Raw genomic sequence first — 16,627 nt, forward strand, 5'->3', positions numbered from 1 at the left:
GGAGTAGACATGTCAAAGGAAAGGTATATTTTTAAAAGAAAAGATTTAAGAAAACTGTTTAAAGTATTCTTAGCACTATCTGTAATATTTACGTTGTTTTCCCCGTGGCTAAAGACAACACAACATATAGCACGAGCTGTAAATGACGATTTAATACATAATATTCAATCTTTAGGTGATAATATTACAGTAGCACAAAAAGGGTGTGATATTGTAGTTAAGAAAAAAGATAAAACCCATTGGGCGGTCCCAAGAAAGCCGATAGATCTTGTTATTCTACAAGATGCTAGTGGATCGTTTGAAAATACAATTGGAAATGTTAAAGCTGCTCTTTCGCAATTAACAACTCCAGTAGATGCAATTAATTATGATCCTGATAATCCTCGTTTAGTATTTACAGGTGACCCAGATACTACTGACCGTGTAATGGTAGCGAGTTTCAAAGATTTAGACGGATATAGACTTTATGATAAACAACAGCAACCATCAGCTAGTTCATATGTAGATGCTAGTGGAAGAAATTATGATCCGGAAAAAAGAACTTGGTATTCTTATTCAGGTAATGATATTTACTGGTGGAATAGCTCTATAAACAACTGGGTAACTAAATATGAAGCTGATACTAATTTTACTGGGGATTATCAAGAAGGTACATGGGATGGAAGTAAGTATACTCTAGAATCTAGTAATTTAACAAATGATAAAACTGCTATCCATAACTTTATTAATTCTATTACAACACGTGGAGGAACTCCAACTGTTCCAGCTATTGAGGATATAATAAATAAGTATAATAGCGTAAAAGGGAATATGAATAATGATAGAAAAACAGTATTCCTTCTTATTACAGACGGAGTAGCCAATGGTGTTCGTAAAGATGGTAAAGTTGTTATTGAATATTCAGGTAAGAGAAATGATAAATTATTAGAAAAATATGGTATTGATCCACTATCATATCAACAAATGGAAGGATCTTCAAATATCCTAGCAAGAGCTGATGAACTTACTAAAGTAGGTGCTAAACTTAAACAAGCTGTAGGAGAAAAAGGTTCTGTTGTAGTAGGTTTCTGGGAAGATTTAAATAAATTAACTACATATGGACAATATTATAATATTTATGATAATGGTTTTAGAGACACTGGAATAAATTTTGGTGATAATAGATCTGTTCGTGAAATATTCTCAACAGCACTTAGAAGTTTAGCTTCTCCTGATAAAGTAATTAACGGGAAAAATGCAACATTCTATGTTAATGAACAAAATGATATTCAAGCATTTTCTAATAAAGTATTAGCTTCTGTAGGTAATGCGTTGATTAAGGAAAATGTACAAGGTGATTTTACAGTCACAGAAGGTTATAGAGTAAAATCAGTGAGTATAAACCATAAGAAAGTAGTCGACAAGGAAACTATTGATAAAGAACATGAAATTCGTGGAACTATAAAACAAGATGGTAATAATGTCACTATTTCAGTACCTGATGCAGCTTTTAATCCAGGAGAAAATAAATTTGATTATGAGTTAGTAAATACTGTAGAACAACCTAACCTGAGTGAAGATGAGGAAGTACCGCCAGCTGATGATTATACTCCTACAACAGAAGATAAAAAAGTTGGTGAGTTAGTAGGACGTTTCCATGTAGGGAAATACCAAACAGATTTAATCGGTTCAAAAGAAGAACGAACAGTAAAAGTTAATTCATTGAAATATTGTTATCCAAACGTTAAAAAAGCAATTAAAGATAAAAATACTACTAATGACAAAGCAGATATCGATGATCCTGTTTTAGAAGGAAAAAAATCTTATGGAGCAGTACTAGATGATGTTCGAGAAGAATTTGATTATACAGTTGATTACAGAATGAATCATATTCCACTTAACTTTGAAAAAAATGCTATGCTTATAGATCCAATAGATTATCGACTTGATGTAATTGATGCGTATGTAACCGAAACGGGATCAACTCAAAGATTAACTGACTTTACAATTAGGAAAGTTAATGAAACTGATTCTGTCACTAAGAAAGAACGAACAGTTGTAGTAGCTGATATTCCTCAAAAACCGGGAACAAAAACAGACAGTGTAGATGAAGGAAACTATGGAGGACATAAGTTTAAAAAATACACATTACATGTGAAAGTTAAAATAAAAGATGAATATCCGTATGAAAAGAGTCAAAAAGACTATATTAAAATTCTTCAGGAAAACGATGGACATGGATTAAGAAACCAAGCCTCTATAAAATGGAATGGAGAAACGAATAATCCAAGTGATGACACAGCACAAGTAAGACGTTCAAATAACGTGTTTGTTGTACCACCGGTAAAAACAGATATAGATAAAAAAGTACGTGGCGAAAGCGAAACAGTGGATCAAGGAAGAGAACATTATTACTTACCACAACGTTATGATAAGTTTATCTATGATATTAAATCTTCATGGCCAGGACTAATGGATAGCTATTCTATTGAAGACCAACTTGAACCTGAATTAGAAGTAAATAAAGCTGACATTAAGGTAATGGTTAACAATAAAGAAATTACAGATTTAAAAGATCATATTACTGTAGAAAATAACTTAGTAAAATTATCATTGGTTAAAAATGATATCACACCTAAGTTAAACAGAGCTATTCAAAATGCGAATAAAGGAAACAATGGCCCAGCTCAAATTCATATTGAAATTAAAGCGAAAATTAAAGATGGTGCAAATATAGATAGATTTAAAGATGATAATGGAGTTATTAATGTACCTAATAAGGCTACTGTAAAATTAAATAATCAACCAACAGAATCTAAAACAGTTTATGTAACACCAAATGAACCAACTGTTACGAAAAAAATCAATAACACGTTAGATCATTTAAATATTCCATCATGGGATAAAAAAGATAATGCTTATAATTATAATATTAAAACTACATTACCAGGTAATATAGATGCCTATAATATATACAAAATTGAAGATGTTTTAGATCAAGATTTAGAATTACAAGAAGGTAAGAATCCAACTATTAAAGGTGAAGTTGCAGAACATTTTGACGTAAGTTATGACAGTACAACTAGAACAGTGACTGCCAAAGTAAAAGATGGTCATTTCAATCAATTAACAGGTAAGAGTATTATAGAGTTAGAAATTCCAGCAAAAATAAAAGATGGAGTTTCTCGTGAAAAAATACCTAATATAGCCAAAGTATTTTATAATACAACAAATGCAACAGGTGAACCTAAGAAATTAGAAACGCCACCTGTAACAGTAACACCACCACCAAGTGCACCAACTAAGAAAATTAATGAAACATTAGATGATTTAGTAATAAACTCAGCAAGTGAAAATGCCTATAACTATAATATAAAATCTAAGTTACCAGGTAATATAGCTGAATATAAACAATACGGTATTAAAGATAAATTAGATGATAGACTTGAATTACAAGAAGGAAAACAAGCATCAATAAAAGGCGAAAATGCAGAACATTTCGATGTAACATATGATAAAGCGACTAATACAGTAGTGGCAAAAGTAAAAGAAGGTCATTTTGAAAATCTAAAAGGAGTTGCAGAAGTAGAATTAGTAATTCCAGCAAAAATAAAAGATGGAGTAACAGAGAAAAAAATACCTAATGAAGCAACAGTAATTTTTAATCAAACAGACGCTAATGGTGAACCAAAAGAAACACCAAAAACACCACCAGTAACAGTAACGCCACCGCCACCAAGTGAGCCACCAATTACAAAAACAGTAAATGATAAAACTCATGAGGATTTAACATCGTTAACACAAGAATTTGTTTATAAAATTGAAACACAAGTTCCAAAACATGCGACAGCATTTGAAGTAACAGACACTATAAAAGATGTGTTAGAGTTTAAAGGTGCAGCAGATATAGAAGCAACTGTAGACGGAGAAACAATTACTGATGTTAAGACTGAAGGTAAAACTCTTACTGTCAAATTATCAGATGACCAAGTGAAAAACAAAGCTGGTAAAAATGTAGTAGTTAAATTTAAAGCAAGACTTAAAGATAATTTGAAAGCAGAAGAATTAACAGAATTCACTACAGAAGATGTGGTTAGAGTTCCAAATACAGCTAAATATAAAATTAATTTAAGTGATGAACCAAAATTTAATAAAGAATCACAACCAGTAACGGTTACACCACCAAAACCAAATGAGCCAGGTATTACTAAAAAAGTAAATAACCAAGGACATGTTAATTTGACTGAGCCAGAAGAAGTATTCACTTATAAAATTGAAACAACAGTTCCAATGAATGCAACTGAATTTTCTATCACAGATACATTAGTAGATGAATTAGAATTCGGAAATAATGGTACTCCAGTTTCAGCAAAAGTAGAAAATGATTTTATAGATAATAGTAATATTACTATAAAAGGACAAACATTAACGGTTAAATTATCAGATGAGCAAGTTCGAACAAAAGGTGGAAAAGCAGTAGTAGTAGAATTTGTTGCTAAAGTAAAACAAGGAGCTAACATCTCTAAATATACAGAGAAAAAAGTTCCTAATAAGGCAACATATCATATTGATAATAAATTCAATAAAGATTCAAATACAGTAACAGTAACACCACCACCAAGCAAACCGGAAATTTCTAAAAAAGTAAATGAAGCGAATCATTATGACTTACCAAACCGTAATGATGAGTTTACATATACAATAACTACGCAAATGCCTAATAATGCTAACATATTTGAAATTACGGATGAATTAAAAGAAGTATTACAATTTGTAGGAGAAAAAGGTAATACAGTAGTAAAAATTGATGGTAAAGATGCTGGAAATAAAGCGACTATTAATATAAAAGGTCAAAAACTGCAAGTTTCATTTACAGAGGAGTCTGTAAAAGGGGATGCCGGAAAAGTAATTGAAGTAACATTCAAAGCCAAAATTAGAGAGGGAGCAAACCTATCTAACTATATAACTAGTGATAAAATACAAGTACCAAACAAAGCTTCATATGATATTAACAATGATCCAAAATATCATAAAGACTCAAACGTAGTACCAGTAACACCACCAACACCAAGCGAACCAGAGATCAAGAAAGATGTAAATGGAAAAGCAAGTGAAACATTACAAAATCGAGATGAAGAATTCACATACAACATAACTACAAAAGTACCAGAAGACGCAACAGCGTTTGAAGTACACGATACAATAGAAGGAGTATTAGAATTCTCAGGAGATAAAGGTGGAGCGAAAGCAACACTAAATGGAAAAGACTTAGCCGCTGAAAGAATTACAACAGATGGACAAACAATCAAAGTAACTCTAACAGAAGACGAAGTAAAAGCCAACGGCGGAAAAGAAGTAAAACTAAGCTTCAAAGCCAAAATCAAAGCAGGAGCGAACCTATCTGGATATGTGACTAAAGAAGGACAAACACAAGTACCAAACAAAGCACAATACAGAGTAGACCTTCCAAACAAACCAGGTGTAACAAAAGACTCAAACGTAGTACCAGTAACACCACCAACACCAAGCGAACCAGAGATCAAGAAAGATGTAAATGGAAAAGCAAGTGAAACACTACAAAATCGAGATGAAGAATTCACATACAACATAACTACAAAAGTACCAGAAGACGCAACAGCATTCGAAGTACACGATACAATCGAAGGAGTATTAGAATTCTCAGGAGATAAAGGTGGAGCGAAAGCAACACTAGATGGAAAAGACTTAGTCGCTGAAAGAATTACAACAGATGGACAAACAATCAAAGTAACTCTAACAGAAGACGAAGTAAAAGCCAACGGCGGAAAAGAAGTAAAACTAAGCTTCAAAGCCAAAATCAAAGCAGGAGCGAACCTATCTGGATATGTGACTAAAGAAGGACAAACACAAGTACCAAACAAAGCACAATACAGAGTAGACCTTCCAAACAAACCAGGTGTAACAAAAGACTCAAACGTAGTACCAGTAACACCACCAACGCCAAGCGAACCAGAGATCAAGAAAGATGTAAATGGAAAAGCAAGTGAAACATTACAAAATCGAGATGAAGAATTCACATACAACATAACTACAAAAGTACCAGAAGACGCAACAGCGTTTGAAGTACACGATACAATAGAAGGAGTATTAGAATTCTCAGGAGATAAAGGTGGAGCGAAAGCAACACTAAATGGAAAAGACTTAGCCGCTGAAAGAATTACAACAGATGGACAAACAATCAAAGTAACTCTAACAGAAGACGAAGTAAAAGCAAATGGTGGCAAAGAAGTAAAACTAAGCTTCAAAGCCAAAATCAAAGCAGGAGCGAACCTATCTGGATATGTGACTAAAGAAGGACAAACACAAGTACCAAACAAAGCACAATACAGAGTAGACCTTCCAAACAAACCAGGTGTAACAAAAGACTCAAACGTAGTACCAGTAACACCACCAACACCAAGCGAACCAGAGATCAAGAAAGATGTAAATGGAAAAGCAAGTGAAACATTACAAAATCGAGATGAAGAATTCACATACAACATAACTACAAAAGTACCAGAAGACGCAACAGCGTTTGAAGTACACGATACAATCGAAGGAGTATTAGAATTCTCAGGAGATAAAGGTGGAGCGAAAGCAACACTAAATGGAAAAGACTTAGCCGCTGAAAGAATTACAACAGATGGACAAACAATCAAAGTAACTCTAACAGAAGACGAAGTAAAAGCTAATGGAGGTAAAGAAGTAAAACTAAGCTTCAAAGCCAAAATCAAAGCAGGAGCGAACCTATCTGGATATGTGACTAAAGAAGGACAAACACAAGTACCAAACAAAGCACAATACAGAGTAGACCTTCCAAACAAACCAGGTGTAACAAAAGACTCAAACGTAGTACCAGTAACACCACCAACACCAAGCGAACCAGAGATCAAGAAAGATGTAAATGGAAAAGCAAGTGAAACATTACAAAATCGAGATGAAGAATTCACATACAACATAACTACAAAAGTACCAGAAGACGCAACAGCGTTTGAAGTACACGATACAATCGAAGGAGTATTAGAATTCTCAGGAGATAAAGGTGGAGCGAAAGCAACACTAGATGGAAAAGACTTAGCCGCTGAAAGAATTACAACAGATGGACAAACAATCAAAGTAACTCTAACAGAAGACGAAGTAAAAGCCAACGGCGGAAAAGAAGTAAAACTAAGCTTCAAAGCCAAAATCAAAGCAGGAGCGAACCTATCTGGATATGTGACTAAAGAAGGACAAACACAAGTACCAAACAAAGCACAATACAGAGTAGACCTTCCAAACAAACCAGGTGTAACAAAAGACTCAAACGTAGTACCAGTAACACCACCAACGCCAAGCGAACCAGAGATCAAGAAAGATGTAAATGGAAAAGCAAGTGAAACATTACAAAATCGAGATGAAGAATTCACATACAACATAACTACAAAAGTACCAGAAGACGCAACAGCATTCGAAGTACACGATACAATCGAAGGAGTATTAGAATTCTCAGGAGATAAAGGTGGAGCGAAAGCAACACTAGATGGAAAAGACTTAGTCGCTGAAAGAATTACAACAGATGGACAAACAATCAAAGTAACTCTAACAGAAGACGAAGTAAAAGCCAACGGCGGAAAAGAAGTAAAACTAAGCTTCAAAGCCAAAATCAAAGCAGGAGCGAACCTATCTGGATATGTGACTAAAGAAGGACAAACACAAGTACCAAACAAAGCACAATACAGAGTAGACCTTCCAAACAAACCAGGTGTAACAAAAGACTCAAACGTAGTACCAGTAACACCACCAACGCCAAGCGAACCAGAGATCAAGAAAGATGTAAATGGAAAAGCAAGTGAAACATTACAAAATCGAGATGAAGAATTCACATACAACATAACTACAAAAGTACCAGAAGACGCAACAGCGTTTGAAGTACACGATACAATAGAAGGAGTATTAGAATTCTCAGGAGATAAAGGTGGAGCGAAAGCAACACTAAATGGAAAAGACTTAGCCGCTGAAAGAATTACAACAGATGGACAAACAATCAAAGTAACTCTAACAGAAGACGAAGTAAAAGCAAATGGTGGCAAAGAAGTAAAACTAAGCTTCAAAGCCAAAATCAAAGCAGGAGCGAACCTATCTGGATATGTGACTAAAGAAGGACAAACACAAGTACCAAACAAAGCACAATACAGAGTAGACCTTCCAAACAAACCAGGTGTAACAAAAGACTCAAACGTAGTACCAGTAACACCACCAACACCAAGCGAACCAGAGATCAAGAAAGATGTAAATGGAAAAGCAAGTGAAACATTACAAAATCGAGATGAAGAATTCACATACAACATAACTACAAAAGTACCAGAAGACGCAACAGCGTTTGAAGTACACGATACAATCGAAGGAGTATTAGAATTCTCAGGAGATAAAGGTGGAGCGAAAGCAACACTAGATGGAAAAGACTTAGCCGCTGAAAGAATTACAACAGATGGACAAACAATCAAAGTAACTCTAACAGAAGACGAAGTAAAAGCGAATGGAGGCAAAGAAGTAAAACTAAGCTTCAAAGCCAAAATCAAAGCAGGAGCGAACCTATCTGGATATGTGACTAAAGAAGGACAGACACAAGTACCAAACAAAGCACAATACAGAGTAGACCTTCCAAATAAACCAGGTGTAACAAAAGACTCAAACGTAGTACCAGTAACACCACCAACACCAAGCGAACCAGAGATCAAGAAAGATGTAAATGGAAAAGCAAGTGAAACATTACAAAATCGAGATGAAGAATTCACATACAACATAACTACAAAAGTACCAGAAGACGCAACAGCGTTTGAAGTACACGATACAATAGAAGGAGTATTAGAATTCTCAGGAGATAAAGGTGGAGCGAAAGCAACACTAGATGGAAAAGACTTAGCCGCTGAAAGAATTACAACAGATGGACAAACAATCAAAGTAACTCTAACAGAAGACGAAGTAAAAGCCAACGGCGGAAAAGAAGTGAAACTAAGCTTCAAAGCCAAAATCAAAGCAGGAGCGAACCTATCTGGATATGTGACTAAAGAAGGACAAACACAAGTACCAAACAAAGCACAATACAGAGTAGACCTTCCAAACAAACCAGGTGTAACAAAAGACTCAAACGTAGTACCAGTAACACCACCAACACCAAGCGAACCAGAGATCAAGAAAGATGTAAATGGAAAAGCAAGTGAAACATTACAAAATCGAGATGAAGAATTCACATACAACATAACTACAAAAGTACCAGAAGACGCAACAGCGTTTGAAGTACACGATACAATAGAAGGAGTATTAGAATTCTCAGGAGATAAAGGTGGAGCGAAAGCAACACTAAATGGAAAAGACTTAGCCGCTGAAAGAATTACAGTAGATGGACAAACAATCAAAGTAACTCTAACAGAAGACGAAGTAAAAGCCAACGGCGGAAAAGAAGTGAAACTAAGCTTCAAAGCCAAAATCAAAGCAGGAGCGAACCTATCTGGATATGTGACTAAAGAAGGACAAACACAAGTACCAAACAAAGCACAATACAGAGTAGACCTTCCAAACAAACCAGGTGTAACAAAAGACTCAAACGTAGTACCAGTAACACCACCAACACCAAGCGAACCAGAGATCAAGAAAGATGTAAATGGAAAAGCAAGTGAAACACTACAAAATCGAGATGAAGAATTCACATACAACATAACTACAAAAGTACCAGAAGACGCAACAGCATTCGAAGTACACGATACAATCGAAGGAGTATTAGAATTCTCAGGAGATAAAGGTGGAGCGAAAGCAACACTAGATGGAAAAGACTTAGTCGCTGAAAGAATTACAACAGATGGACAAACAATCAAAGTAACTCTAACAGAAGACGAAGTAAAAGCTAATGGAGGCAAAGAAGTAAAACTAAGCTTCAAAGCCAAAATCAAAGCAGGAGCGAACCTATCTGGATATGTGACTAAAGAAGGACAAACACAAGTACCAAACAAAGCACAATACAGAGTAGACCTTCCAAACAAACCAGGTGTAACAAAAGACTCAAACGTAGTACCAGTAACACCACCACCGTCTGATCCAACGAAACCTAATATTGTAAAAACTGTTAATAACAAGCAACAACAGGTATTAAGTAAAATTGATGAGGAATTTGTATATAGAATTTCTACAACAATGCCGGAGAATGCGGAACAGTTTAATGTACTAGATAAATTAGAAAGTGTGTTAGAATTTAGTGGTAAACCTGAAGTTAGTGTTAATGGTAAGAAAGTTAATACGAAAATTACTCAAAATGATGGTGAATTAAATGTAGAATTTAAAGGCGATTTTGTTAAACAAAATGCTGGAAAATCTATTGAAATAGAATTTAAAGCTAAAATTACTAAGGATGCAGATTTATCAAAATACAGAGATTCTGGATATGCTGTACCGAATGAAGCTCGCTATATTGTAAATAATGATCCAAAAATTACTGGTAAAACACCACCAGTATTCGTTACACCACCACCAATTAAAATAGTACCACCAAAACTAGGTGAGAAATCAATTAACTCAGAAAATGGTGAAGAGAATGAAACTCTTAGAGAATTAAAAGTAAATAATGAAGTATTTAGATACGACATTAAAGAGCGCTTAGGGATTAATCAAGACTACAAACAATTTGCTATTAGTGACGATTTAGAAAAAGTACTAGATATTCTTAAAGCTGAGGTTCGAATCGATGGTGAAAAAGTAGATACTATAGCTGTAAATAAAGAATTAGCTAAATTAAATGATGAATTAACTAAAGTTCAAAATAAACTTCAACAAGCTAAAGGTGAATCAACAGCAAGAAAAGACGCGAGAGATTCAGAAATTAAATTAACTGATAAAAAACAACAATTAGAAGTAGTAAATTCTAAGATAAAATCTGAGAAAATTAGAGAAAAAGTTGTTGAATTAAATAAAGAAAAAGTTCTTCTTGAAAAAGATATAGAAACATTAACTAGTGAATTAGCTGAAAAACAAAAAACTATTGGAAATAATAGTATAAATAAAGAAGAATTGGAAAAAGTTGTCCATGATTTGAATAAACAAATTAAGGATTATAAAGAATCAGATAAATTTAAAGCAATTGAATTACTAAATAATGCTTTATCTACAAGAAATGATAAGAATACAATAGATAAAGAAGCGTTGAAAAAAATCGGAGATTTAGTAGTTAAAGATAATACTGTAGTATTTGAGGTTACAAATAAAGATATCTTAAAATTATTAGAAGGTAGAGAAGTTACATTATCAATCTATGCTAAGATAAAAGATAATGTAGATTTATCTAAATACAAAGATGAAAATGTGATAAAAGTACCTAATGAAGCTAAGATAATTTTTGACCATAAGCCAAAAGTTACTAATAAGGTATATGTATTACCGAAGCCTAAAGATCCGACACCACCGCCAGGAGAGGTTCCACCAATTCCTGAGATTCCAAAAGAACCGAAACCTAAGAAACCAACCCCACCAACACCAGAAATTCCAACACAACCAAAACCTAAGAAACCAACACCACAAGTACCAACTACAAAAGTGGAGAAAGCATTGGCGAAAACGGGAGTTACTACAAGTACAAGTACAGGATGGTTAGGAGTAATAGGGTTGATAGCTTTACTATTCGTAAGAAAATATTCTAACAATAGAAAAGATAAATAATAAATATGCACTTGATTTGTAAATAATCAAGTGCATATTATATAATCATAGTACACGCAAATATTCTTTACATATAAATTATATTAGTGATTAAAATGAGAGAAGGGGAATTATAAGGTGAGGAAGAATATTATAATAATAACAAGTATATTTTTATCTATATTGGCAATAGCTGTATTTTTATTTGTAGATGGAAATAATACTCAAAAGAAAGAAAAAAATAATATCTCGATTAATTATCAAGAATTTGTTAATAAGAAATTACCAGATATTACAGTGTATAGTAAAGAAAACAAGGAGATTTCAATAAAATCAATATCCTCAGGGAAACCAGTATTTATGATGTATTGGGCAAGTTGGTGTCCAGATTGTCAAAAACAGTTACCTATTATTAAAAAATTATATGATGAATATAAAGATAAGATAGAATTTATATTGATAAATATTGCGGATGGAGAGAGAGAGACGCAAGATAAAGCACTTTCGTATTTAAAAGACAAGGAGTATAATTTTAACTATTATTCCGCTACGGAAAACGCAATAGATTTATTAAAGATTAACACTATTCCTACAAAAGTGATAGTATCAAAAGATGGTATAGTAAAGAATATACATATAGAAGAATTTTCATCATATGAAAAATTAAAGAAAGATATAGAAGGTGAAATATAGCGATTCTTTAATTGCTGGAAATAGAATAGAGTGTAGTATGTTATTAACTACACTCTATTTTTATATTGTATTACGCATCAGATCTAGCGAATTTATTTTTCATATTACAGCTTGCTGTAAATAGTGCTTTATCTAATAAATCATCTGTTTGAACTTTAAGTTCTTTAGCAATTTTATCGTTAGCTTTTTCTAGATAATTTTTAGCAGCTTCTCTTGATACCTTAGTTTCTATAAACTCTTCATCATATTTATTAAGAAGTTCTCTTGATTGTGATTGGACTTTTAATTGATAACGTTCAACATGTGAAGCAGTATCTGCAAAATGAGCATCACAAAGAGCTGCAATTAAGCGATTAGTCCAGTAGAAGTTTTCTGTTGTTACTTGGTTAGTTGTGTTAGATAGGTATTCAGGTGTGCGATTAATGTTAGTGTAGAATGGAACAATAGCATTAAATACACAAGAACCAACAGCTAACCATTGAATAGATTTAAGTTCGTCAGGCATATATGGTCTTATTTGAACCAATCCTAAGAAGTTAGTACGATTTATACCGATTGGACGTAAAGTACCTTTTTTAACAGAATTAATGTTTTTAGAGTATGAATCGTATTCAGTTCCTTGGTAGTGGTGAGATAATCCATATTTAATATCTTCAACTGTTATTTTTTTCTCTGGTACTCTAGCCCAAGGTAAATTATCAGAGTCTGGTCGATAGTCAGAATTTATACCATCATAAGTGTTACTTGTTGGATTGAAATAACGTTGAAGAATCCAAGCACGCGGTGTATTGTATGTATGATCGGCATCACTACGGCTACCGAAAGCGTGACGTGGATTAAAGTTTCCATCGATTGATAAGTCTAGGTGATATTTATCAACAAATTCTTTTAAATCAGAAGAGCACATGTACTCTTTTCTAGCTCCAAAAGCATCTTCAAAATCAAATTTATCGATACCAAGTTGGTTTGGCATAATAACATAACTATCATCAGGAACACGGCGTGCCATCCAATGATGTCCACCTATAGTTTCAAACCACCAAATTTCGTTTTCATCTTGGAATGCAATTCCGTTCATTTCATAAGTACCATATTTTTCTAAAAGTTTACCTAGAAATTCAACACCTTCACGTGCAGTTGCAATATATGGCATTACTATTGTATAAATATCCTCTTCACCGATTCCACCTACTTGTTCAGGTACATAATCAGCGTCTCCTGGATTACCAACAGCAGGTTTATATTCTACTAATGGATCAGCTCCAAGGACACGTTCATTAGATGTAATAGTTTCAGTAGCGCTCATAGAAACATTATATTCATTAGCACCACATTGTCCCCAAATACCATTATCTAAAATAGCGTTAGGTACTGCAGTATAACGTACCGGATTATTAGGTAATTCGATTTCTACTTTTGAAATAACAGATTTATATTTACGAGGTTGTTCCTCTGGACTTACGTTTATGAATTTTTTCGATCTAAACACTCCTGAGGGTGAGTCCTCAGTACGAGCTACCATAGTTGAACCGTCGTAACTAGCATTTTTTCCTACAAGAATAGTTGTACATCCCATAATAATTCTCCTCCTAATTTGTAAATAATTGATTTTATATATGTTATGTAAAAATGTTTATTCTCGTAGAGTTTTTAAAAATATAATTTTCATAATATTTCCCCCTTAAATGAAATATTCTTTAATTTTATTGTAGTACTTATAAACATTTTATTCAAGCGATATGAAGAAATATCGTAAAAAAATAATTTTTTTAAAGAAAATAAAGATTTTATTAAAAGGAAAAAGAATAATAAAAAATTAAAAACATTATAAAATATAAAAATTATTGAAGATGAAAAAATAGAAAAATAAAATTATAAAAAGTATATTTTTATTACAATATTTATGATATAATAACCATGGAAACGATTAAAGAAAGGTTGGGAGATTAGAAGAAAGTAGTACAAATGATTTTAGAGAAGATTTTTATTAAAACTGTGTAATTATATATAGTTTTTTTATTTTGACTACCGTACTAATCATATTTAGGAAAAAGTGATGTATGAAAAATTATTAATGAAAACAGCCTTACTTGCAGGAAAAATCCTAATGGAAAATGGCGCTGAAGTTTATAGAACAGAGGATACACTAGAAAGAATTATAAGAAAAGGTGTAGGAGAAGTTAGAACGGATGAATATTATACACACGTTACCTTAACCGGTATTTTTATTAGAATAGAAGGACTAGGTACTGATTTCAGAAGGGTTAATGATAGAACGTATAATTTAACGAAGACAACAGCGGTCAATACACTATCTAGAGCATATACATCTGGACAGATCAGCTTACTAGACATGTATGATGCACTAAAAAGAGTACAAGAAGAAAAGAGTCCGATAAAAAATTGGTTTAAAGTTCTTTGTTCAGGGATTCTTAGTGGAAGTATTGTATTAATTTTTGAAGGAAGTTTTTGGGATGTAATTCCCGGAAGTATAGCTGGAGCAGTAGCATTTTATGTCTATGTAAAAGTTATAGGGTATTTAAAAGCTCCATTCATTTCAGAATATATAAGCACCTTTGCAGGAGGCGTAGCAGGTTATTTAGGTTTTGCATTGTTGAATGGTCAGTCTTTAAGATTAGCTATGATAGGTGCTGTAGTGCCACTTGTACCTGGTATTACGATAACGAACTCCATGAGGGATATTATAGCCAAACAATTTATTTCTGGAACAATTCGTTTTATAGAAACATTCTGTGTAGCTTTTGCGCTAGGTGCGGGAATTGTAACAGTTTATTATCTTGTTAGATTGTTAGGAGGTGCATTATAATGATGGCAGTATTAAGTCATGCTTTATTATTACTATATCACTTCGTTTTTAGCTTTATATCATCAGTTTCATTCGCAATTGTTTGTGATGTTCCTAAAAAAACTTTAGCTACAGGTGGAGTTATTGGTGCAATAGGTTGGTGTGGATATTGGGAAATGTGGAGTCATGGACAAAGTGTATTCATGTCGAGCTTAGTGTGTTCACTACTTCTAGCAAATATAAGCCAAATATGTGCGATTAAATTTAAAAATCCTTTAACAGTATACTTCGTACCTGGATTGGTTCCAGTAGTACCAGGGGTTACGATTTACGATGCATTTAGAACATTATTATTAGATGAATACGGAAACTCTGCAAAAATTTTCCTAAATAGTTTTTACGGAGCAGTAGGACTTGCAGTAGGGATAATAATCGCTGACTCAATATTTAGAGTGGTGTTAAGTCCGTTATTGCAAAAAAGACAAGAAAGTAAATAAAAGTTGATGTAAAAGTATCTTCACTTAAATAAAAAGAGTGGAGATATTTTTATTAACTAAAGAGATGATATACATTCTTTTTTTCTTCCAAAATATATAAGACTATGTTATATTTATATAAACACAAGGGATTAGCTTACGAATAAACGTAGTAGTATCGTCATTACGAAAGAATATTTTCCGGTGCTACTTTAAAAAGCGAGACTTGGTTGCTATGCAATCGGTCTCGCTTTTTTGTTTTAAGATTGGCTGAAAGGCAATCAAGTTACTTTGTAAAGAAATTATAAAGAGAGGGCAAAGCGATGAAATATTTTTATCAAAAAGATAGCGAAGAAATATTAAGTGAATTAGAAACTAGTAATTCAGGGTTAAGTGAAAATGAGGCAAAAAGCCGTCTAGAAAAGCATGGGTTAAACAAACTTCCTGAAGCGCCTCGTCCAAGTGCTTTTCAAATATTTTTAAACCAATTTAAAGACTTGATTGTGTTAATTTTAATAGTTGCGGCGGTTATTTCTGGATTTACAGGAGATCATGAATCTTCAATAGTAATTATTATCGTGCTAATTATTAATGCGATACTTGGAACAACACAGACGCTTAATGCACAACGTTCGGTTGATAGCTTAAAACAACTATCAGTTCCAAAAGTTAAGGTAATTCGTAATGGAGTTAAACAAGAGATTAATTCTGAACAACTAACAGTTGGAGATATTATAGAGTTTGAAGCTGGAGATATGATAGTGGCGGATGCGCGTATTATTGAAGCAAGCTCACTACAGCGGCTAGGTTGTTTATGATCTAGCCTCTGTAGTGTTTTTAGCAAGAAATAGATATCGCTATTTTTATAATATAATTGTTTTTGTAAGGAGTTAATATTTTTTTTATTTTAGGCCGATTTAATGCAGTTTAATAATGTTTTTTATCTGCTATGGGGTTAAAATCCTTATTTAAGAAATAATTGGACATGAAAAAT

At 33.2% G+C, this 16,627-nt stretch carries 6 protein-coding genes; 5 read left to right on the forward strand and 1 reads right to left on the reverse strand.

All coding sequences use genetic code 11. From position 1 onward, the window contains the following. Positions 1–9: 9 nt before the first annotated feature. Entirely contained in the window at positions 10–11,679 is an 11,670-nt protein-coding gene (locus FOC48_RS09360; RefSeq protein WP_172497944.1) for an isopeptide-forming domain-containing fimbrial protein, read from the forward strand. Positions 11,680–11,796: 117 nt separating this feature from the next. Continuing rightward, complete coding sequence (locus FOC48_RS09365) at positions 11,797–12,351, forward strand: TlpA family protein disulfide reductase (protein ID WP_003147644.1); 555 nt, start codon at positions 11,797–11,799, stop codon at positions 12,349–12,351. Positions 12,352–12,421: 70 nt separating this feature from the next. On the opposite strand, the gene FOC48_RS09370 is transcribed toward FOC48_RS09365, so the two are convergent. Then, positions 12,422–13,927: a C69 family dipeptidase gene (locus tag FOC48_RS09370; RefSeq protein WP_003147645.1), complete on the reverse strand. Its 1,506-nt coding sequence runs from the start codon at positions 13,925–13,927 to the stop codon at positions 12,422–12,424. A 480-nt stretch (positions 13,928–14,407) separates the two neighbouring features. Between FOC48_RS09370 and FOC48_RS09375 the strand changes: the two genes are divergently transcribed. From FOC48_RS09375 to FOC48_RS09385, 3 genes are all read left to right on the forward strand, one after another. Further along, positions 14,408–15,178, forward strand: coding sequence for a threonine/serine exporter family protein (locus tag FOC48_RS09375; RefSeq protein ID WP_003147646.1), 771 nt, complete (start codon positions 14,408–14,410; stop codon positions 15,176–15,178). Beyond that, positions 15,178–15,654 (forward strand): threonine/serine exporter family protein, encoded by a 477-nt coding sequence (locus FOC48_RS09380; protein ID WP_003147647.1) that lies wholly within the window; start codon positions 15,178–15,180, stop codon positions 15,652–15,654. Before FOC48_RS09375 ends, FOC48_RS09380 begins: the two co-directional genes overlap by 1 nt. Positions 15,655–15,956: 302 nt before the next feature. Further along, a complete protein-coding gene (locus FOC48_RS09385) occupies positions 15,957–16,451 on the forward strand; it encodes a cation-transporting P-type ATPase (RefSeq protein ID WP_003147648.1) in 495 nt (164 codons plus the stop codon). Positions 16,452–16,627: the final 176 nt, after the last annotated feature.

It is taken from the genome of Gemella haemolysans (assembly GCF_012273215.1).
GTDB classification, from domain to species: Bacteria; Bacillota; Bacilli; order Staphylococcales; family Gemellaceae; genus Gemella; species Gemella haemolysans_A.

Bases quoted from the DNA above. Each gene is read 5' to 3' on its own strand.
- FOC48_RS09360 (WP_172497944.1), top strand. From the start codon at position 10: ATGTCAAAGGAAAGGTATATTTTTAAAAGAAAAGATTTAAGAAAACTG.
- FOC48_RS09370 (WP_003147645.1), bottom strand. From the start codon at position 13,927: ATGGGATGTACAACTATTCTTGTAGGAAAAAATGCTAGTTACGACGGT.
- FOC48_RS09375 (WP_003147646.1), top strand. From the start codon at position 14,408: ATGTATGAAAAATTATTAATGAAAACAGCCTTACTTGCAGGAAAAATC.
- FOC48_RS09380 (WP_003147647.1), top strand. From the start codon at position 15,178: ATGATGGCAGTATTAAGTCATGCTTTATTATTACTATATCACTTCGTT.
- FOC48_RS09385 (WP_003147648.1), top strand. From the start codon at position 15,957: ATGAAATATTTTTATCAAAAAGATAGCGAAGAAATATTAAGTGAATTA.